We start from the raw sequence: 20028 nt of genomic DNA, 5'->3' as shown, positions 1-20028 counted from the left end.
ATAGCGACGGCAAGAAGGCCCAGACGGGCGAGCGCCGCGCGTTGGGCTCGGCCTGGGACAACGAGGCGACCCAGGGCTGGGCCGGCCTGTCCGACAAGTACTGGCTGACCGCGCTCACCCGCGGCGAGGACGGCGTGCCCGTGCGCAGCGCCTTCCGCCACACCGCCGACGGCGCGATCGACCGCTGGCAGGTCGACGTGGCCCCGCCCACGCCCCAGACCATCGCGGCCGGCGCGACCGGCCAGCTCTCGACGCGCCTCTTCGCCGGCGCCAAGGAAGTGCGGCTGCTCGACCGCTACACCGACGACCTGCACATCCAGAACCTGGACAAGGCGATCGACTTCGGCTGGTTCTACTTCATCACCAAGCCGTTCTTCTACGCGATCGACTGGCTGTTCCACTTCACCGGCAATTTCGGCATCGCCATCCTGATCTTCACGCTCGCGCTGAAGATCGCCTTCTTCCCGCTCGCCAACAAAGCCTACAAGAGCATGAGCCGGATGAAGGTGCTCGGTCCGAAGATGACCGAGATCAAGGAGCGCTATAAGGAAGAGCCGCAGAAGATGCAGGCCGAGATGATGGCGCTGTACAAGTCGGAGAAGGTCAACCCCGCCTCGGGCTGCCTGCCGATCCTGCTGCAGATCCCCGTCTTCTTCGCCCTGTACAAGGTGCTGCTGGTCACCATCGAGATGCGGCACGCGCCCTTCTTCGGCTGGATCCGCGACCTTTCGGCGCCCGACCCGACGAACCTGTTCAACCTCTTCGGGCTGCTCCCCTTCGAGCCGTCGCACTTCTTCCATCTGCCGGCCTGGGCGCTGATCATGGGCATCACCATGTTCATGCAGCAGCGCCTCAACCCGCAGCCGCCGGATCCGATCCAGGCCAAGGTCTTCGCCTGGATGCCGGTGATCTTCACCTTCATGCTCGCCAGCTTCCCCGCCGGCCTCGTGATCTACTGGACCTGGAACAACCTGCTCTCGGTCGCGCAGCAGTGGTCGATCATGCGGATGGACGCCAAGGGTCGGCCGCCCGCCCAGGGCGGTGGGACGACCGCCGTGGCGAAGAAGTGACCCTTCCCTCCGGCGGCCTCCTCGAAGCCCGCGACGACGAGGAGCGCGCCGCCCTGATCGAGGCGGGGCGCCTGCTCTTCGCGCGCAAGTGCGACTTCTTCACCGCGGCCCAGGGCCTGGACCACCTCCCCCCTCCCGAGGGGATCGAGGTGGCGCTGGCCGGGCGGTCGAATGTCGGCAAATCGTCGCTGATGAACGCGCTGACGGGCCAAAACTCCCTGGCCCGCGTCTCGGTCACGCCGGGGCGCACGAAGCAGCTCAACTTCTTCCGCGTGGAGGAAAGCGAGATGACGCTCGTGGACATGCCCGGCTACGGCTACGCCAAGGCCTCCAAGGCGATGAAGGAGGACTGGCAGGGCCTCATGTTCGACTTCCTGCGCGGCCGGCCGAACCTGCGCCGCGTGCTGCTGCTCATGGACAGCCGGATCGAGACCAAGCCCTCGGACACCGCCGTGATGGACCTGCTGGACCGCGCGGCCGTGCCCTTCCAGCTCATCCTCACCAAGGCCGACAGCGTGAAGCCCGGCCCGCTGGCCCGGCGCCGCGCCGAGATCGAGGCGCTGGCCCGCAAGCACCCCGCCGGCCATCCGCTCGTGATCACCACCAGCAGCGAGACGGGCCTGGGAATGGACGAGCTGCGCGCCGAGATGGCGGCCCTTCTCGTCTGAATCGACGACCGCCGGAGCCCGATCGGGACCCCGGCCTGGGTTGACGCAGCGCAGCGCGCATCCGATAGCCGGTTCAAAGCCTTCCAAGGACCGAGCATGGACGACGCCCTCGCCCAGATGCAGACGCTGACCGGCGCCCTGCCCTATCTCAAGCGCTATGACGACCAGATCGTGGTGGTGAAATACGGCGGCCACGCCATGGGCGAGGAGGAGACCGCGCTGCGCTTCGGCCGCGACATCGCGCTGCTGGAGCAGGTCGGCGTGAACCCCGTGGTCGTGCACGGCGGCGGGCCGCAGATCAACGCCATGCTCTCGCGCCTTGGCGTGAAGTCGACCTTCGTGCAGGGGCTGCGCGTGACCGACCAGCAGATGGTCGAGGTCGTCGAGATGGTTCTCGCGGGCACCGTCAACAAGCAGGTGGCCGAATCCATCACCCGCGCAGGGGCTATGGCCGTCGGCATCTCGGGCAAGGATGGCGGGCTGATCCGCGCCCGCAAGGCCACGCGCACCATCAAGGATCCCGGCTCCAACATCGAGCAGGTGCTGGACCTCGGCCTCGTCGGCGAGCCCGAGGAGATCAACACCAAGGTGCTGAAGCTGCTGATCGGCGCCGATATCGTGCCGGTCATCGCCCCCGTGGGCGTGGGCGCGGACGGGGTCACCTACAACATCAATGCCGACACCGTGGCCGGCGCCGTCGCGGGCGCGCTCTCGGCCGAGCGCATGCTCATGCTCACCGACGTGCCGGGCGTGATGGATGCGAACAAGAACTTCATCACCGAGATGACGGTGGCTGAGGCCCGCGCGGGCATCGCGGCCGGCTGGATCGCCGGCGGCATGATCCCCAAGGTCGAGACCTGCATCTACGCCGTCGAGCAGGGGGTGAAGGGGGCCGTCATCCTGGACGGGCGCGTGCCGCATGCCGTGCTGCGCGAGCTGTTCACGGTCGGCGGCGCGGGGACGCTCATTAAACCCTGAGTTCAGACAATCGCGCGATAGTTGTGAATATTTTCGCGACAATTGCACGCCCAGGTAGTAGATTCCTGGGCAGGGACGGACCGGGGTTGCGGAAGGCCGCAGCGCTCGCCGCCCCAGAGGTCTGACACGATGGGCGATTTCCGGAACGCCACGCTCCCTGAGATGCTCCGGCGTGGATGGGGCTCGCGAACCTCGGGACGAGCGCTCGCAACTTCGGCATGAGCTACAACCGGCTCAAGGTCCTGATCCTCGGCGCGGCCGCCCTCGCCCTTCTGGCGCTGGCTCCCTTCGTGGCACGGCTGCTCTGGCGCGGCGAGTTGATGACCGTGAGCGCCACGGAGGACGTTCTGACCCGCGCCGCGGATGTGGCGGAGTCGCTCCTCAACCGCCATCTCCTGCAGGTGGAGGGCCAGCTCGTCAGCCTGGGCGAGCTGATGGGCCAGGGCTTCCTCGACCGCGACGATGCCGGGCACGCCAGCCCCGCGCTGCGCGAGATGACGGCCCATAGCTTCACCTACCGCAACCTCCTGCTGACCGATCTGGACGGCTTGGTCTGGGCCTCGGCCGTGGCCTCGCGCATCGGCCACCCGCTGGCGATCCCGTCGGCACAGCTGCGCGCGGAACTGTCCCTCGGGACCACCGAGCTCTTCGGCCCCGTGCCGCATCCGCAGAGCGGCGAGCTCATGCTGGTCATGGTCCGCCGCATCACCGTCGGGCACGACCGGCCCGACATGCTCGCCGCCGCCGAGATCCCGACGGCGCTGATCACCTCGGCCCTGGCGCCCATGGTCAACCCCTCGGCGCTGCGCATCCGGCTGGAGCGGAGGGACGGGACGGTCCTCGCCGCCGGGCCGGGCCAGGAACATCTGGAAGGCGGGACCCTGATCCCGCTGCGCCAGCTGAGCCCCGACGTCGTCCGCGCCCCCAACCGGCAGGGCGAGGGCAAGGTGTTCGGCACGACGCGCGCGATCGCCTTCCCCGATCTGTTCGCCGTGATCATGCTGCCCGAGGACGTCGCCCTGGCGGAGTGGTATGGGATCCGCCACCGCGTCCTCATCGGCGCGGCGGTCATCGCCACGCTGATCCTGGTCCTCGCCATCGGCCTGCTGAGCGCGCTCGGCGCCCGCCACCGCGCCGCGCAGGACCGCGAGGCGGCGAGCCGGCGGCTCGCCGAAGCGGTCGAGAGCCTGGCCGACGGCTTCGCCCTGTGGGATGCGAGGGACCGGCTGGTGGTCTGCAATTCGCGCTACCGCCTCCTGATGGACCTGGGCGAGGAGGGGATAGGGCCGGGACTGCCCTTCGCGGACCTCGCGCGGCGCTGGATCAATCGGGGGCTCTACAGGAACCACGCGCAGTTGCCGGTCGACGCGCAGGTCGAGGAAGCCCTCCAGACGCATCGTTTTCCGGCCAGCCATGTCGATCGCGAACTGTCCGACGGGCGCTGGCTGCGCGTGGGCAAGCGGCGCGTGGCCGATGGCGGCACCGTCGTCGTGCTCTGCGAGATCACCGATGCCCGCCAGACCATGGCCGCCCTGGCCGAGGCGCGCGACCTTGCCGACCGCGCCGCCGCAGGCAAGTCGCGCCTGCTCACCCATGTCAGCCACGAGCTGCGCACGCCGCTCTCGGGCCTGCTGAGCCTCGCCGGGCGCATGGTGGGAGAGGCGAGCCTCTCGGCCGATCAGCGCCGCCAGGCGGTTCTGGTCGGCGCTACCGCCCGCCACCTGCTGGCCCTGGCCAATGAGGTGCTGGACCTCGCGGCCATGGAGGCGCGAAGCCTGACGCTGAACGTCGCGCCCACCGCCGCCGCCGCCATCTTCGAGGACGCGCTGGCCATGGTGCAGCCGCTGGCCGAGGCCAAGGAGGTGACGCTCGCCTTCACGGCCGAGGGGCTGCCGGCGCGCATCGAGGCGGATGCCACGCGGCTGCGGCAGATGGTGCTGAACCTGCTGGCCAATGCCGTGAAGTTTACCCCGCGCGGCAGCACCGTCCGCCTCGACGTGACGACGCGGTCCGTGCCGCCCGTGCTGCGCATCGAGATCCTGGACCAGGGCCAGGGCGTGCCGGACAGCGAGCGCGACCGCCTCTTCACCGACTTCACGCGCCTCGCCCCCTCGGAGACGGAGGGCACCGGGCTGGGGCTGTCCATCACCGCCCGGCTCACGGCGCTGATGGACGGGCGGATCGGCTGCACCGACGCCCGCGGCGGTCCCGGCGCCTGCTTCTGGGTGGAGCTGCCGCTGGTCGCCGTCGCGCCCGAACCCGTCCTCGCCCGGATGCCGGACGCCGATGCCGATCCCGTGCGCAGGCTGCGCCTGCTCGCGGTGGACGACGTGCCGGCCAATCTCTCGGTGATGCGGGCCCTGCTGGCGACGACCGGCTTCGAGGTGGAGACCGTCCTCGACGGCGCCGGCGCGCTGGCGGCGGTGGAACGCGCCGCGGGCGAGGACCGGCCCTTCGACATCGTGCTGATGGACGTGATGATGCCGGGGATGGATGGCCTCGAGACCACGCGGCGGCTGAAGGCCCTGCCGGGCGCGGCCGGGCGCATGCCCGTGGTCGCCGTCACGGCCAGCGTCTTCCCCGAGGACGTCGCGGCCTGCCGCGCGGCAGGCATGGCGGCGCATCTGAGCAAGCCCGTGGAGCGCCTTCAGCTCCTGCGGATGCTGGCCTCGATGATCGCCGATCCCTCCGGGTCGGCGAGCGGCGACCTCGCCGCGCTGCGCCCGCATTTCCTGGCCGAGCTCCGCCGGCGCCTGGAGCAGCTGGAGGCGCCCGGACGGGAGGGGTGCGGACTGGAGGGGCGTGCCCAGCTGGAGGCGATGCATGCCGTCGCGGGCATCCTGGGGCATCTGGGCGAGCCCGAACTGACGGAGACGGCGCGGCTCGTCCTCAGGGCGCTTCGCGAGGGGGATCCCGCGGCGCCGGGGCGAATGGCGGCGTTGCTGGTCGAGCTGGGGCGGGCCTTCCCGCGCTACGCCCTCGCCGAGGCGGCCGCCTGAGGCGCTCAGGCGGGCTTCGCGCCGTCCCGCTCGATCATCAGCCGCCGCGCCTCGGGCGGAATCGGCGTGCTGGCACCGTCCTGCACGCAGACCAGCAGCGCCTTGCATTCGAAGCAGAGGCCGCCCTTCCAGACCGCGTAGTCATGCGTGAAGCTGGTGTTGCGCAATCCCGGCACGCGCATCGTCAGCAGCACCTCGTCCTGGAAGCCGAGGGCGCGGACGTAGCGCGCCTCCAGCTTGGCCACGACCGGCCCCGGCGCATCGGCGCGCAGCACCTGGCCGAGCGAGCGCCAATGGTCCACGCGCAGGTCCTCGAACATCACGAGATAGGCCGTGTGGTTCACATGGCCGTAGAGATCACATTCCGCCCAGCGGATGCGGTGGCGCACCATCACGCTCCACTCGCCCTCGACGCCGAATTCCTCCGCCAGCGATGCCATGCCCGACTCCCGTTCTGAGCCGCGCAGGCTGGACGAAATCCCTCCCGCCATCCACCCTGCGCCCTGGATCGCATGAGACATCACCCATTGCGCCGCAGGGGCATCCTGCTGTCGGGAGGCCTGCTGGCGGCGCCGCGCCTAGCCCGCGCCGCCTGGCCGCTGGACCGCCCGATCGATCTCCTCGTCCCCGCCGCGGCGGCGACCCCGCCCGACGCGCTGGCACGGCTCGTCGCGCGGCATCTCGCGCGGCAGATGCCGGGCGCGCGCATCGCCGTGGTGAACCGGCCCGGCGCGGGCGGGCAGATCGGCTTCGAGGCGCTCTTCCACGCGCCCGCCGACGGCTATGCGCTGGGCCTGGTCACGGGCGCGGCGCTGCAGGCCCTCGCGATCGAGCGGCGCGTGCGCTACGAGCCGGAAGCCTTCACCTTCCTCGCCAATATCGTCGAGGATCCGGGCGGATTCTGGGTGAAGGCCAACAGCCCCTGGACCAGCCTCGCCGACCTCCGGCGCGCGGCCCGCGGCGGGCCGGGCGAGCTCGGCGTCGGCACCACGGGCATCGGCAGCGACGACCACCTGCTCCTGATGGACTTCGAGGCGGCCGCGGAAATCGCGCTGCTGCATGTGCCCTATGCCGCCATCCGGCCGATCCAGCGCGACCTGCTGGCCGGAACCCTGCCGCTGGCCGCCTTCCCGGCGAGCGAGGCGCTGCCGCTGCTGCGCAGCCAACGTATCCGCGGCCTGGCCCTGGCCGCGCCGGAACGCTGGGCGGCGATCGGGGACCTGCCCACCTTCCGCGAAAGCGGCTTTGACCTGCGCGGCGGCGCCACGCGCGGAATCGCGGGCCCGCCGGGCCTGCCGGGCGAGGTGACGCTGCAATTCGAGCTCGCGTTGAGGGACATGCTGACCGATCCCGAATTCCTCCGCGAGGCCGAGGCGCAGACACTCCCGCTGCGCCCGCTCGTGGGCGCAGCCTATCGGCGGATGATGGCGGCGGAGGATGCCGCGCTCCAGGCGCGGTGGCGGCGGCGGCCCTGGCGCGAGTGAAGCGCGATCCGCCGCGCCGGATCGCGCTTCGGCCTTTGCCGAGAGGGCGCTTCACCGTTTCGGCGATTCCACCGGAACGGATCGCACTCCAGGCAGATTGCCCTTGCGCCGGAGGTGCCGGCCCCGTCACGCTCCCTGAAAATTCAGGGAGGCCTTCATGACCAGCCGTCGCCAGATTCTGGCGGGGGGCGCGGCCGCGCTCGCCGCGCCGCGCCTCGCCGCCGCGCAGGCCGCCTGGCCGGGCGAGCGCCCCATCGAGGTCATCATCCCCTTCCCCGCCGGCGGCGGCGTGGATGTGATGGCGCGGATCGTCATGCCCCTGGTCGCGGCGCAGATTCCCGGCATGCGCCACGTCGTCACCAACAAGATCGGCGCGGCCGGGCAGATCGGGCTGGAGGCGATCTTCAACGCCGCGCCCGACGGCTATACCCTCGGCGCCACCACCCTGCCCGCGCACAACGCCATCCCGATGGAGCGCCCCGCGCGTTACCGGGCGATGGATTTCACCTTCCTCGCCAATGTCGTGGGCGATGCGAACTGCTTCTATGTCCGCGCCGACAGCCCCTTTCGCAACGTGGCGGACCTGGTGGCTGCCGCAAAGGCACGGCCCGGCCAGCTCACCTACGGCACGACGGGCGTGGGCTCGGACGATCATCTCTTTATGCTGAACTTCGAGCAGGCGGCGAACGTGCCCCCGCTGGTCCATATCCCCTTCCCGGGGGCCGCGCCGCTCATCCCGCAGCTGCTGGGCGGCCACATGGACTTCGCCGCGATCAATGTGGGCGACGCGCTGGCGATGAAGCGCGAGGGGCGGCTGCGCATCCTCGCCCAGGCCGCCGAGACCCGCTGGGAGGAGGCGCCGGACGTGCCGACCTTCCGCGAGGAGGGGCTCGAGGTGCTCAACGGCGCCGAACGCGGGCTGATCGGTCCGCCCGGCCTGCCCGAGGCGATGACCGCGCGGCTGACGGCGGCTTTCGCGGTGGCGCTGCGCGACACGGATTTCCTCCGCGAGGCCAGGCGCCAGTTCATGCCGCTGCACACCCTCGTCGGGGCGGATTACCGGGCGATGGCCCAGCGGACGGAGGATCAGCTGCAGGTTCTGTGGCAGCGCCGGCCCTGGCGGGAGCGCTAGGGCGATCACGCCCCCTGGTACAGCGCCTTCAGCGCGAGGCGCCGCAGCATGTTCCGGCACAGCCCGTCCACCTCGCGACGGTCCGTGAGCTGCGGATGCACGCTGGCCCAGGCGGCGGCCAGCCGCCGCCAGAAGAGGCCGAGCTCCACCAGCCGGTCCCGCACCCTGGCCTGCGCCGCCGCCAGGCGGGTTGCCGCGCCGAGCGTCGCGTTGCCGTCCAGCATGGCGACGGCCGCCGCCCGGAGGTTCTCCGCCGTCTCGCGCGGGACCGAGGCCAAGGGATCGATCTGGCGCAGGGCATGCGCCAGCAGGTCGCCCGACCAGCCGGCCTCGCGCACCAGCACGCGGGTCGTGGCGGAGACCATCCGCTCCATGCCCTCGTAATCGGGCTGGGCGGCGGCGGCGGCCAGCACCTCGGCATGCGCGCAGGCCAGGCGCTGCAGCCCCTTGGCCAGCCCGGCCACGCGCTCCAGCGCGAAGCCGCCCTCGCCGATGCAGCGCGCCGCGGCGAGCTCGAACATATGCGCCCCGGGCGGGGTCCGGCGCAGCGCGTCGAGAAAGGCGCCGCCCGCCTCCCCGGAACCACGCTCCAGCGCGGAGACGAGCGCGGTGGTGGCGGCGTAGAGCTGATGGTCCTCAGGCGGCGGCAGTGGTTCGCCGCGCAAGGTGGGCGGCATGGGATCGCCGGGACTGACCGATTCGACGAGGCGCAGCGCCGAGGGCATGAGCCGCAGCAGGCGGAAGTCCCGGCTGGCGGGCGGGATGTCGAGGGCGGAATGCGCCTGTTCGATGTCGAGGACCAGGCGCAGCGCCTCGAAGCGGCGGACGAGGATGATTCCACCCGAGGGCGCGCGCTCGAAGGCGAGGCTGGGATCGGCGAGCCAGGTCGCGTCGAAATCGAAGGCCGCGGGGGGCCATGCCTCGTCCGGCGCGACGCCGGGAAAGCGCACAGGATCGAAGGCCAAGGGATCGAGAAGACGGGGATTCGGATCCTCGACCTTCAACATCGGGGCGACAACATGGGGGCGGCAGGACACGGCACCGCCACAGCTTCCTTCCCGATCGGTTAACAATCGATGACCGCCAACGGCGTTTGCATGCCTTGCCGCAACTGGTATCGGAGGCGGGCGGCGGTGCAACGGCCCGGCCCGTAAGGGGTTGTATTTCGAATGCCTGTCGACCTGCCTGCCCATCCGGGAAAGCATTTTCTCTCCCGTCAGTTCCGGCGCCTTCGCAAGCTGGCCTATTGGACCGTGTCCGGCCAGCTGCCCGCGCAGCTGCGCGCGCGCCAGGACATGATCCGCGCGCGCTGGGCCTTCCTGGTGGACACCGTGATGCTCCGTGCCGGCACCCGCTCGCCGCTCCGCTCCCGCCTTGGCCTTCCCGCCGCCCTCCCCACGCCGGCCGCCGCGAGCCTGGTCCTGCCGACCTCCGACGCGCCGGTCCTGTCCATCCTCATCCCCACCTACGGCCAGGTCGACTACACCCTGCGCTGCCTCGCCACCCTCGCCGCCCACCCGCCGCGCGTCCCCTTCGAGGTCCTCGTCGCCGACGACGCCTCGGCCGATCCCCAGCTGCCCCAGCTGCGCCAGGTCCGCGGCATCCGCCTCACCGAGCGCACCGCCAATCTGGGCTTCCTGCGCTCCTGCAACGCTGCCGCACTGGACGCACGCGGCCAGTTCCTCTTCCTGCTCAACAACGACACCGAGGTCATGCCCGGCGCGCTCGACGCCCTGCTCGACACCCTGCGCGACCACCCCCGGGCCGGCCTCGCCGGCGCGCGACTGCTCTATCCCGACGGCTGGCAGCAGGAGGCCGGCGGCATCCTCTGGGACGACGCCTCCGCCTGGAACTACGGCAACCGCGACGACCCCAGAAAGCCCCAGTACTGCTATCTGCGCGAGGCCGACTACATCTCCGGCGCCGCCATCATGATCCCCACCGACCTGTGGCGCGCCCTCGGCGGCTTCGACGAGCACTACCTGCCCGCCTATTGCGAGGACAGCGACCTCGCTTTGCGCATCCGCCAGGCCGGGCGCAGCGTGCTCTATCAGCCGCGCGCCATCGTCATCCACCACGAGGGCGTCTCCCACGGCACCGACACCAACCAGGGCCTCAAGGCCTACCAGGTCACCAACCGCGACAAGCTCCTCCAGCGCTGGGCCGGCCTCCTCGCCGAGGACCAGCTGCCCAACGGCCAGCGCGTCCTGCGCGCCCGCGACCGCGCGCGGCACCGCAAGGTCACCCTCGTGCTGGACAACAACGTCCCCGAGCCCGATCGCGACGCCGGCTCGCGCACCATGGTCGCCTTCATGGAGGCGCTGATCGCGGCCGGGCGGGTCGTGAAGTTCTGGCCGCTGAACGGCCTCGCTCTGCCCGGCTATACCGAGGCCCTGCAGCAGCGCGGGGTGGAGGTGCTCTACGGACCCTGGTCGGGCTCCTTCGCGAGATGGATCACCGAGAACGGCGCCGAGATCGACGAGGTGCTGCTCTCGCGCCCCCATGTCGCGGCCGAGACGCTCGCGCTTCTGCGCCGGCACACCGCCGCGCCCATCGTCTTCTACGGCCACGACCTCCATCACGCCCGCGTCCGCCGCGAGGCCGAGGCCACCGGCCAGACCTCAGCCCTGGCCGAAGCCGAGCGGCTGCTGGCCGAGGAGCGCCTGGCCTGGCGCGGGGCGGATCTCTCGCTCTACCCCTCCGAGGAGGAGGCCCAGGCCGTGCGCGCGCTGGAGCCGGGGGCCGCCGTGCGCGCCATCACCCCCTATGCCCTGGCCGAGCGCGAGGGCCCCGCCCCCGTGCCCGAGGGCCGGGACGGGCTGCTCTTCGTCGCGGGCTTCGGGCACAGCCCCAACGAGGACGCAGCGGTCTGGTTCGTGCGCGACATCCTCCCGCGGGTCCGCGCCGCGCGGCCGGGCACGCGGCTGACCCTTGCGGGCTCCAACCCCACCCCGGCCGTGCAGGCCCTGGCGGGCGAGGAGATCGAGGTCACGGGCTTCGTGACGGAGGCGGAGCTGGCGCGGCGCTATGACGCCGCGCGGGTCGTCGTCTGCCCGCTGCGCTTCGGGGCGGGGGTAAAGATGAAGGTCGTCGAGGCGCTGCACCAGGGCGTGCCCCTCGTCACCACACAGGTCGGAGCACAAGGGCTGGAGGGGCTCGGCGAGGCCATCGACGTGACCGATCGGCCGGAAGACTTCGCCGCCGCCATCCTGCGACTGCTCACCGACGACCGGTACTGGATCCAGCGCTCCGAGGCCGCCGCCCGCTTCACTTCCGGACGCTTCTCGCAGGAGGCGCTGCGGCTCGACCTCGCCTCGGCCTTCGAGGCGGCGGAACAGACCGCCGCACCGCGCGCCGGCGGGATCAGCGCAGCCGGCTGAAGGCGACCCAGGCGCGCAGCAGCAACCCCATTCCACGCGCGTGATGCGCCAGGCCCGACCGCCGCAAGGCGGCCAGCCGGCGAAGCGGCGAGGCGGCGCGCAGGCCCTCCACCTCCGCCAGGGTGCGGCGGGCCTCGGGGGTCAGCGGCGCGTCGCGCAGGGCGGCGGCGTGCCGGGCGAGCGGCGCGAGGAAGCTGTCCGCCCCGCGCGCCAGGGCGCGGCGCGCGCGCTGGCGCAGCCCCGAGGCGCCACCCACCAGATTGCCCGGATGCTGGCGATAGAGGATGCGCGGCTCGGGATCGAAGATCAGCCGCCCGCCGCTCCCGGTCACCACCAGCACGCACCACCAGTCGTGCAGCGCGCCCTGCGGGAAGGGCAGGCCGAGCACGAGGCCGCGCGCCCGCGCATCCATCACCATGGTGCAGCCGGCGGCGATGTTGTGGGCCAGCAGCGTGGCGAAGCACGGCGCGCGGTCCGGCACGGGCGAGAGCCCGATCGGCGCGAGCTCGGGCGTCACCAAGGTAAGGCGCGTGCAGACCACCGTCGCGACGCCCTCGCCCAGCTGCGCGGCCGCGCGCGCCAGCTTGTCCGGCAGCCAGACGTCGTCCTGGTCCATGAAGGCATAGGCCCCGCCCTCCGGCGCGGCGGCCAGCAGCGCCATGAAGGAGCCGCCCGCGCCCAGCCGCTCGGACGGGCTGCGCAACTCCTCCACGCGCCCCGGATGGGCCGCCGCGAAATCGCCCAGGATCGCCACCGTGCCGTCGTTCGACCCATCGTCGCGCCAGAGCAGACGCCAATCCACCCCCTCCTGGGCGGCGAGGCTGGCGAGCTGCTCGGGCAGATGCGGGGCGCCGTTATAGGTCGCGAGGAGAACGTGGATGGGGGCCATGGCCGGCAAGGTCCCGCGAAGGGGCTCGCCGTCAAGCCCAGGGGTCTTCGCCAGCTTCCCAAAGCCGGCGTCGCGCGGCATAGCAGGACCCCTCCGGACGGCGTCCGGCCCCATCCGCGAAGGACGTCTTTCTTGATCATTCGTGCCCGTGCCCCGCTGCGCCTCGGTCTCGCCGGAGGAGGCACCGACGTCTCCCCCTATACCGACCTGCATGGCGGGGCGGTGATGAACGTCACGATCGATCGCTACGCCTATGCCATGGTGGAGCCGCTGACGGGCGACGAGATCGTCGTCGAGAGCGTCGATCTCCAGCGCCGCCGCGCCTATCCGCTGGCCGCGCGCCTGCCGCTGGACGGCGAGCTGGACATCGCCAAGGCCGTCTACAACCGCATCATCGCCGATTACGGCCAGGGCCGCGCCCAGGCCGTGCGGATCAGCACCTTCTCCGAGGCGCCGGCCGGATCGGGCCTGGGCTCCTCCTCGGCGATTGTGGTGGCGCTCGTGCAGGCCTTCACCGAATGGCTCGGCCTGCCCTTGGGCGAATACGACGTGGCGCATCTCGCCTATGTGATCGAGCGGCAGGATATCGGCCTGCATGGCGGCCGGCAGGACCAGTATGCCGCGGCCTTCGGCGGCTTCAACTACATGGAATTCTACGCGAACGACCGCGTCATCGTGAATCCGCTGAAGATCAAGCAGGAGGTCGCCAACGAGCTCGCCTCGCGCACCATGCTCTGCTTCACCGGCGTCTCGCGCGAGAGTGCGACGATCATCGCCGAGCAGAGCCAGAACGTGCGCTCAGGTTCCACCAAGTCCATCGAGGCGATGCATGCGCTGAAGGCCTCCGCGCAGCAGATGAAGGAGGCGCTGCTGCGCGGCGACTTCGAGCTGCTGGCCGAGACGCTGCGCGAGGGCTGGCAGCAGAAGCGCGCCATGGCGGCCGGCATCAGCAATGCCCGCATCGAGGAGGTGCAGGCCGCGGCAATGGGCGCCGGCGCCTATGCCGGCAAGGTCTCTGGCGCGGGCGGAGGCGGCTTCATGATGCTGCTGGTGCCGCTGGAGCGCCGGCTCGGGCTGATCGCCACGCTGGAGGCGATGGGCTGCCGGGTGGAGGGCTGCTTCTTCACCCAGGAAGGCGCCACCGCCTGGCGCGTGCGCTCCTGAGGCCGCCTCACCGGCCGCGGCGGAAGAGGTAGGAGAGCGCCTGGCGCGGCGACCGCGAGACCTTCCTCAGGATCATCGCGGCCCCCTCTTCCAACAACTGTCGCCGTTCGTCGATCGCCCAGGTCGCTGTCGCCGCCTCGACGTAGCAGCGCGCGCCCTCGGTGCCCGCGGACAACAGGAACGGGCCGAAGCGGCCCGCCTCCAGCCGCACGCGATTCTCCGGCAGCATGGTCCAGACACGGGTGAGCAGCGCGTTGCCGTCCATCGCGGGACAGGCCCCGTATTCCGCGAGAAAGGCCCAGTCGCGTCCCGGCAGCGCATGGACCGTGAAGCCGGCCGCGCCGAAGAGGTGCCGCAGCCCTTCGACGGAATAGCTGGCGATATGCCCGCGGCGGAAGGGATCGAGGTAACCGGGGTCGTCGCGCTCCACGAACTCCGGCTGAGCGGAGTTGAAATACCAGAGCGCACTTGGCTCGGAGACGGCGGCGAGCTGCCCGAGCATCGTCGCGAGGATCGCCGGCGGCAGATGCTCGATCACCTCGATGCAGGTCCCGCCGTCGAAGCGGCCCTCGAGGTCGGAGAGGAAGCCCGTCCGGTAGTTCGGGTGGCGGGCCCGGAATTCCGGCGGCGGCGGGAAGGGCTCGATGCCCCAGAAGGTCCCGGCGATCTCCGGCAGCAGCTCCGCGGCGGCGTCCAGCAGCGTGCCCGCGCCGCAGCTCACGTCGAGGAAGCGGCGGACGGGACGGCGCGCATAGAGGAAGACCTCGGCCAGCCGGATCAGCGAGGCGCCATAGCCCCGTGCCCGCGCGGCGGAGAGCTCGGCCCGCCAGTAGTCGTCGTCGTATTGCCGAGCCTCGCCGGCCATGGTGCGGTCAAGGAAGGCCTGCTCGGCGAGGATGCTGCCGCAGCCGTCACAGCGCAGATAGGGCACGCCCTCCACCTCGCGCAGCGGCCGAAGGGCGCCAACCCGACAGACAGGGCATGGTCCGGACATTTCCATCCCTGATCTCTACGGCATCGTAACAGGCCGTGAAACATTCAACTCCTGCACTGGTTTCCCAGCGCACGCCGCTACGACGCTTTCCGAACCGAATTTTGGCGGAGCGACGCGCGCTCCCAGCAGCCGACGGCGCACCACGCTGGCTCTGATCCGCCGGCACCAAACACTTAGCCAATCGGCTTATCTTCTTGACGACGACAGGCAACCCATGTCAGTTAGCCATATGGCTAACCTTGATCAGGTCTTTCACTCCCTGTCGGACGGCACCCGCCGCGCGGTGATCGCGCAGCTCGCCACCGGCCCGGCCACGATCGGCGATCTCGCACAGCGGCATCGCATGGCGTTGCCGAGCTTCATGAAGCACATCCGCGTGCTCGAAGAGAGCGAGTTGGTCACGTCCCGGAAACTGGGTCGGGTGCGCATGTGCCAATTGCGCCCTGACGCCCTCGCCACCGCGCAGGGGTGGATCGAGCAGGAACGCCGCGTCTGGGAGGCCCGGCTGGATCGGCTGGACGCCTTCGTCGAAACACTGGCTGCAAAGGAAGATGCCCGTGGAACTGAATGAGCAACTCGATCTGCTTCTCGAACGCATCGTGAAGGCGAGCCCGGCCCAGCTCTGGCGGGCCTGGACGGAGCCGGAGCTGCTCCGGCAATGGTTCGCACCGCGCCCCTATGGCGTGGCCAAGGCCGAGATCGATCTGGTGGCGGGCGGCCGCTTCAACATCGTGATGCAGTCGCCGGATGGAACGGCCTTTCCGGAGAAGCCGGGCTGCATCCTCGTGGTGGAGCCGCAGCGGCGCCTGGTCTGGACCGATGGTCTCGGCCCGGATTTCCGGCCGAATGCCGAAGCCTTCTTGACGGCTGATATCACGATGGAACCGGTGCCCGGCGGTACGCGCTATCGCGCGGTGGTGCGCCACAAGAGCCCCCAGGACCGGACGAAGCACGAGGAGATGGGGTTCTTCCAGGGCTGGAGCACCTGCCTCACCCAGCTGGAGGAACTCGCGGGACAGCTCGGAGACTGAGGCGCAGCCGGCGCGCCCCGGCCCTGGGGCGCGCCAGGCCGGGAAACCGGCCTTCAGCTCCCGACCGCGCCGCCGCCGGTCTTCGTGATGACCACCACCGAGGGCCGCGGCGGCATGTCCGGCTCGAAATCCGGCCAGCGCGTCGAGGGCTCCTCGAAGGTGCTGCCCGCGTCCTCGCCGGGATGCTGGATCGCGAGGAAGAGCGCGCTGTCATCGGGCAGCATCAGCGGCCCGCAGACCTCGGCCCCCGTGGGCGCCTGGTAGAAGAGGCGCGTCAGCGCGCGCCCCGCCCCAGTGGTGTCGGCGGCATAGAGGCCGTCGGCCACGCCCGCCGCCGATGTCGCGCCGTCGGTCGCGATCCAGATGCGGCCCTTGCTGTCGAAGGTGCAGTTGTCGGGGCAGGAGAGCCAGCCCTCGTCGCTCGTCGCGCGGTGGTATTGAGCCCCGGCGTCGATGCCCGGCTTGCCGGCGCGCAGGAAGAGGCTCCAGCGCATGGTCTCGGCCGCGTGGCCACGCGCATTCGCGGCGCCGGGCGGAACGATCTCCAGCACATGGCCATGGGCATTGGCGGCGCGCGGATTGGCGGCGTTCACCAGCGCCTCCGTCCGCGCCGTGTTGTTCGTCAGCATGACATAGACCACGCCGGTGACGGGATTGGTTTCCACATCCTCAGGCCGGTCCATGGGCGTGGCTTCGAGCAGGTCCGCCGCGCGGCGCGTCTCAATGAGCACCTCGGCCTGGCTGGCAAAGCCGTTGGCCGCCGTCAGCGGGCCCTGGCCGTGGACGAGCGGCAGCCAGCGCATCGTCCCGTCGGCGTCGAACTTCGCGACGCTGAGAACGCCCTCGTCCAGCAGGTCGCGATTGGCCGCGAGATCCTGGGGGTTCCAGGGCCGCGCGGTGACGAAGCGATAGACGTAGTCGAAGCGCTCGTCGTCGCCCATGTAGATCACGACGCGGCCGTCGGGCGCGATCGCGTGGGTCGCGCCCTCGTGCTTAACGCGGCCGAGCGCCGTGCGCTTGATGGGCGTGCTGGCAGGGTCATAGGGGTCGATCTCGACCACCCAGCCGAAGCGGTTGGCCTCGTTCGGCTCCTTCGCGCGATCGAAGCGGGCGATGTGGCGGTGCCACCCGTAGGCTGGCGTGGGCGTGATGCCGTAGCGGCGGTGGCTCTCGGCCTGCGTGGCATCGGCCAGCTCCCCGCCGAAATAGACGTTGAAGTTCTCCTCGCAGGTGAGGATCGTCCCCCAGGGCGTGGTGCCGCCGGCGCAGTTGTTGAACATGCCGAGTACGCGCGTGCCGGTGGGGTCCGCGCTGGTGCGCAGGCGCGGATGGCCGGCGGCGGGGCCGGAGATCGTCATGGGCGTGGCGCCGGTGATGCGGCGGTTGAGGCGGGGATCGCCGGCGGGCTTCCAGCGTCCCTCCACGCGCTCCAGCTCCACGACGCTGCCGCCATGGGCCATCAGCTCGGCCTGGACCTGCTCGGCCGAAACGCGGGCGCGGGCCTGGCTGTTGGTACCCATGCCGGGGAACATCAGATTGGTGTTGGTGTATTCGTGATTGGCCCAGAGCAAGGCGCGCGTGCCGATGCGCCCACCGCGCGCCGGCGGCAGCACGGCGATGAAGTCGTTGTTGTAGCCGAACTGCATCGCCTGCGAGGCGGCCGTGACGCGGCGCGGGTCGAAGGCCGGCGCGCCGGGCAGCACGGGATCGCCCCAGCGGATGACGACATGCTTCTCATGGCCCTCGGCCACGGCGTCGGTCTGGGCGAGCTGGTGGCTGAGCTCGGGGAAGGTCAGGCTGGAGGGGCCGCCGCGCATCGGCGCGCGCGCCTGCGCGCTGCCGGCGATGCCGCTGGCGAGCGCACTCAGCAGCGCGCCGCGCCTGGAGAAGCGCGCGGCGATGATCTCGCCGATGGTGGCGCGCGGCGCGGGGTTGCTGCCGATGTCCTCGGGCTCGCCGCAGTCGTCTTCGATGCTCATCTGGTCCTCGGGGATACGCGTCTGGCCGCAACATGCCCGAGGACAGTGCGGCCCAGGATGAAGTTACAGAGATAAGTCAGTCGGGGGTGTAGTGAGGCCGGGCGTCGAGGGGCCGGCCGGCAAACTTCAGCCGTTTCAGCCCCAGAGCCGCGCCGCGCCGAGCACGCCCGAGCTGTCGCCATGGACCGCCGGCACGATCCGCGTCCGCACCACATCGGAGAAGACGTGGCGCGGCAGGAGCCTCGGCAGTTCCTCGTAGAGATGCGCCATGTTGGACAGGCCACCGCCGAGAACCACGACCTCCGGGTCGAGCAGGTTCACCACATGCGCCAGCGCCCGGGCGAGGCGGTCCGCATGCCGCGCCAGGGCGCCGCGGGCGGCAGGATCGGCACGCCCCGGCAGGACGGTAGCGTCGCGCGCCCCCGGCCCGTCGGCCTCGGCGGCCAAGGCCGGACCGCAGAGAAAGGTCTCGATGCAGCCGCGCTGGCCGCACCAGCAGGCGGGGCCAGGGAATTCGTCGGTGGTCATCCAGGGCAGCGGGTTGTGGCCCCATTCCCCGCCGATCCGGTTGAAGCCCTCCAGCAGCCGGCCCCTGATGACGATGCCCGCCCCCACGCCCGTCCCGAGGATCACCGCGAAGACGCTGGAGGCCCCCGCCCCGGCGCCGTCCGCCGCCTCGGAGAGCGCGAGGCAATTCGCGTCGTTGGAGATCCGCACCTGGCGCCCCAGCGCGGCGGCGAGGTCGGCATCCAGACGCCCGCCGTTCAGCCAGACGGAATTGGCCCCGCGCACCAGCCCGGTCGCGGGCGAGAGGCTGCCGGGGATGCCCACCCCCACCGTGCCGCGCGCGCCGAGCTCGGCCTCGGTCTCCGCGACCAGACCGGCGATGGCGGCGATCACGCCCGCATAATCCGGCGGCGTGGATCTGCGGCGGCGCAGCCGCTGCGCCCCCTGGGCGTCCAGCGCCACAACCTCGATCTTGGTCCCGCCCAAATCCACGCCGATCCGCATCGCGGCAAGCTGCGTCGGCGGCACCCTTGCGGGCAAGCCCCCGGGGATGCTGGATAGGCGCAATGTCCGATCCTCTCGACCTCCGCGGCCTCGCCTGCCCGCTCCCCGTGCTCAAGGCCAATAAGGCGCTGCGCGGCATGGCGCCGGGCGAAACCCTGGTCCTGCTCGCCACCGACCCCGCCGCCGTGAAGGATTTTCACGCCTATGCCCAGGAGACGGGGCACGAGCTGCTCGCCTGGGCGGAGGAGGAGGACGAGCCCGGCCAGCGCGTCTTCCGCTTCGCCCTGCGCCGGAGGGAAGCGCCATGACCGTCCTGCTCCTCACCCATCGCGACGGGCTCGCCCACGACATGGGCCTGGGCCATCCCGAATGCCCGGACCGGCTGCGCGCCGTGCTCCAGGCCCTCGATTCGGAGGAATTCGCCGACCTGCTGCGCGACGAGCCGGAGGAGGCGAGCGTGGAGCAGCTCACCCGCGTCCACCCGGCCGATTACGTGGCGGCGATTCTGGCCATCCGCCCCCAGCCCGGCGACCGCATCGCGCTGGATGGCGATACCGTCATGTCCGCGGGCAGCGCGCGGGCCGCGCTTCTGGCCGCGGGGGCTGCCGTCCGCGCCGTGGACGAGGTCTGCACCGGCAAGGTGCTCCGCGTCTTCTGCGCGACCCGCCCGCCCGGCCATCATGCCGAGACGCGCAAGCCCATGGGCTTCTGCTTCTTCTCCAACGCGGTCGTCGCCGCGCGCCACGCCCAGGCGGTGCACGGGCTGGCGCGGGTTGCGATCCTGGATTTCGACGTCCATCACGGCAACGGCACGCAGGATTGCATGAAGGACGACCCCTCGATCCTCTTCGTCTCCTCGCAGCAGATGCCGCTCTATCCCGGCAGCGGCGCGGCCTCGGAGACGGGGGTGGGCAATGTCTTCAACGCCCCCCTGCCCCCCGGCGCCACGGGCGAGGCCTTCCGCGCCGCCTGGGAGAACCTCTTCCCGGCCATCGAGGCCTTCGCGCCGCAGCTGATCGTCGTCTCGGCCGGCTTCGATGCCCATGCGCGCGATCCCCTCGCCCAGCTTCGCCTGCATGAGGAGGACTTCGCCTGGATCACAACGCAGATCTGCGCGCTGGCCGACCGTTGCTGTTCCGGCCGGGTGGTCAGCCTTCTGGAGGGCGGCTATGACCTCGAAGCCCTCGCCGCCTCGGCTGCGGCGCATGTCCGGTCCCTGCTGCGCAGCTGAGACCCGCTTGCAACTGAT

18 protein-coding genes are annotated in these 20028 nt (G+C 71.2%); 12 read left to right on the top strand and 6 right to left on the bottom strand.

Annotated elements, in window-relative coordinates; translation table 11 throughout:
• The 4 genes from yidC to ACO057_RS15455 all read left to right on the top strand — a co-directional run.
• The coding region (gene yidC, locus ACO057_RS15470; protein WP_421993315.1) for a membrane protein insertase YidC at nucleotides 1–1070 on the top strand (1070 nt) is incomplete at its 5' end.
• Entirely contained in the window at nucleotides 1067–1738 is a 672-nt protein-coding gene (gene yihA, locus ACO057_RS15465; RefSeq protein ID WP_421993313.1) for a ribosome biogenesis GTP-binding protein YihA/YsxC, read from the top strand. The genes yidC and yihA, both read left to right, overlap by 4 nt.
• A gap of 96 nt (nucleotides 1739–1834) precedes the next feature.
• On the top strand, nucleotides 1835–2716 hold the full coding sequence (gene argB, locus ACO057_RS15460; RefSeq protein WP_421993311.1) for an acetylglutamate kinase: 882 nt from the start codon (nucleotides 1835–1837) through the stop codon (nucleotides 2714–2716).
• A 176-nt stretch (nucleotides 2717–2892) separates the two neighbouring features.
• A complete protein-coding gene (locus ACO057_RS15455) occupies nucleotides 2893–5715 on the top strand; it encodes an ATP-binding protein (protein WP_421993309.1) in 2823 nt (940 codons plus the stop codon).
• Nucleotides 5716–5720: 5 nt separating this feature from the next.
• Here ACO057_RS15455 and ACO057_RS15450 read toward each other — a convergent pair whose 3' ends face one another.
• A complete protein-coding gene (locus ACO057_RS15450; protein WP_421993307.1) occupies nucleotides 5721–6155 on the bottom strand; it encodes an acyl-CoA thioesterase in 435 nt (144 codons plus the stop codon).
• 87 nt (nucleotides 6156–6242) lie between these two features.
• On the opposite strand from ACO057_RS15450, the gene ACO057_RS15445 reads away from it, so the two are divergent.
• Together ACO057_RS15445 and ACO057_RS15440 are read left to right on the top strand one after the other, a co-directional pair.
• Complete coding sequence (locus ACO057_RS15445; protein ID WP_421993305.1) at nucleotides 6243–7199, top strand: tripartite tricarboxylate transporter substrate binding protein; 957 nt, start codon at nucleotides 6243–6245, stop codon at nucleotides 7197–7199.
• A 157-nt stretch (nucleotides 7200–7356) separates the two neighbouring features.
• Nucleotides 7357–8331: a tripartite tricarboxylate transporter substrate binding protein gene (locus ACO057_RS15440; RefSeq protein ID WP_421993303.1), complete on the top strand. Its 975-nt coding sequence runs from the start codon at nucleotides 7357–7359 to the stop codon at nucleotides 8329–8331.
• Between the two features lie 5 nt (nucleotides 8332–8336).
• On the opposite strand, the gene ACO057_RS15435 is transcribed toward ACO057_RS15440, so the two are convergent.
• The gene (locus ACO057_RS15435; RefSeq protein ID WP_421993301.1) at nucleotides 8337–9338 is read right to left on the bottom strand and encodes a hypothetical protein; all 1002 of its coding nucleotides are present in this window, start codon (nucleotides 9336–9338) and stop codon (nucleotides 8337–8339) included.
• A 162-nt stretch (nucleotides 9339–9500) separates the two neighbouring features.
• On the opposite strand from ACO057_RS15435, the gene ACO057_RS15430 reads away from it, so the two are divergent.
• Entirely contained in the window at nucleotides 9501–11711 is a 2211-nt protein-coding gene (locus ACO057_RS15430) for a glycosyltransferase (protein ID WP_421993299.1), read from the top strand.
• Here ACO057_RS15430 and ACO057_RS15425 read toward each other — a convergent pair.
• On the bottom strand, nucleotides 11695–12600 hold the full coding sequence (locus ACO057_RS15425; protein ID WP_421993297.1) for a glycosyltransferase: 906 nt from the start codon (nucleotides 12598–12600) through the stop codon (nucleotides 11695–11697). The genes ACO057_RS15430 and ACO057_RS15425 overlap by 17 nt on opposite strands.
• A 132-nt stretch (nucleotides 12601–12732) precedes the next feature.
• Between ACO057_RS15425 and ACO057_RS15420 the strand changes: the two genes are divergently transcribed.
• Entirely contained in the window at nucleotides 12733–13764 is a 1032-nt protein-coding gene (locus tag ACO057_RS15420; RefSeq protein ID WP_421993295.1) for a hypothetical protein, read from the top strand.
• Nucleotides 13765–13771: 7 nt separating this feature from the next.
• Here ACO057_RS15420 and ACO057_RS15415 read toward each other — a convergent pair whose 3' ends face one another.
• Nucleotides 13772–14695, bottom strand: a complete 924-nt coding sequence (locus ACO057_RS15415) for a methyltransferase domain-containing protein (protein ID WP_421993293.1) — start codon at nucleotides 14693–14695, stop codon at nucleotides 13772–13774.
• A 292-nt stretch (nucleotides 14696–14987) separates the two neighbouring features.
• Here ACO057_RS15415 and ACO057_RS15410 point away from each other — a divergent pair, with 292 nt between their 5' ends.
• Together ACO057_RS15410 and ACO057_RS15405 are read left to right on the top strand one after the other, a co-directional pair.
• The gene (locus ACO057_RS15410) at nucleotides 14988–15329 is read left to right on the top strand and encodes an ArsR/SmtB family transcription factor (protein ID WP_421993291.1); all 342 of its coding nucleotides are present in this window, start codon (nucleotides 14988–14990) and stop codon (nucleotides 15327–15329) included.
• Complete coding sequence (locus ACO057_RS15405; RefSeq protein ID WP_421993289.1) at nucleotides 15316–15789, top strand: SRPBCC family protein; 474 nt, start codon at nucleotides 15316–15318, stop codon at nucleotides 15787–15789. Before ACO057_RS15410 ends, ACO057_RS15405 begins: the two co-directional genes overlap by 14 nt.
• Nucleotides 15790–15842: 53 nt before the next feature.
• Here ACO057_RS15405 and ACO057_RS15400 read toward each other — a convergent pair whose 3' ends face one another.
• On the bottom strand, nucleotides 15843–17768 hold the full coding sequence (locus ACO057_RS15400; RefSeq protein WP_421993287.1) for a PhoX family protein: 1926 nt from the start codon (nucleotides 17766–17768) through the stop codon (nucleotides 15843–15845).
• Between the two features lie 135 nt (nucleotides 17769–17903).
• Nucleotides 17904–18779, bottom strand: coding sequence for an ROK family protein (locus ACO057_RS15395; protein ID WP_421993317.1), 876 nt, complete (start codon nucleotides 18777–18779; stop codon nucleotides 17904–17906).
• 62 nt (nucleotides 18780–18841) lie between these two features.
• On the opposite strand from ACO057_RS15395, the gene ACO057_RS15390 reads away from it, so the two are divergent.
• Nucleotides 18842–19087, top strand: coding sequence for a sulfurtransferase TusA family protein (locus ACO057_RS15390; protein WP_421993285.1), 246 nt, complete (start codon nucleotides 18842–18844; stop codon nucleotides 19085–19087).
• A complete protein-coding gene (locus ACO057_RS15385; RefSeq protein WP_421993283.1) occupies nucleotides 19084–20010 on the top strand; it encodes a histone deacetylase family protein in 927 nt (308 codons plus the stop codon). The genes ACO057_RS15390 and ACO057_RS15385 overlap by 4 nt, the downstream gene beginning before the upstream one ends.
• Nucleotides 20011–20028 lie beyond the last annotated feature (18 nt).

This window comes from Roseococcus sp. (assembly GCF_965227005.1).
In the GTDB taxonomy this organism is placed as follows: Bacteria; Pseudomonadota; Alphaproteobacteria; order Acetobacterales; family Acetobacteraceae; genus Roseococcus.
This window is presented reverse-complemented; position numbering and strand designations above follow the sequence as displayed.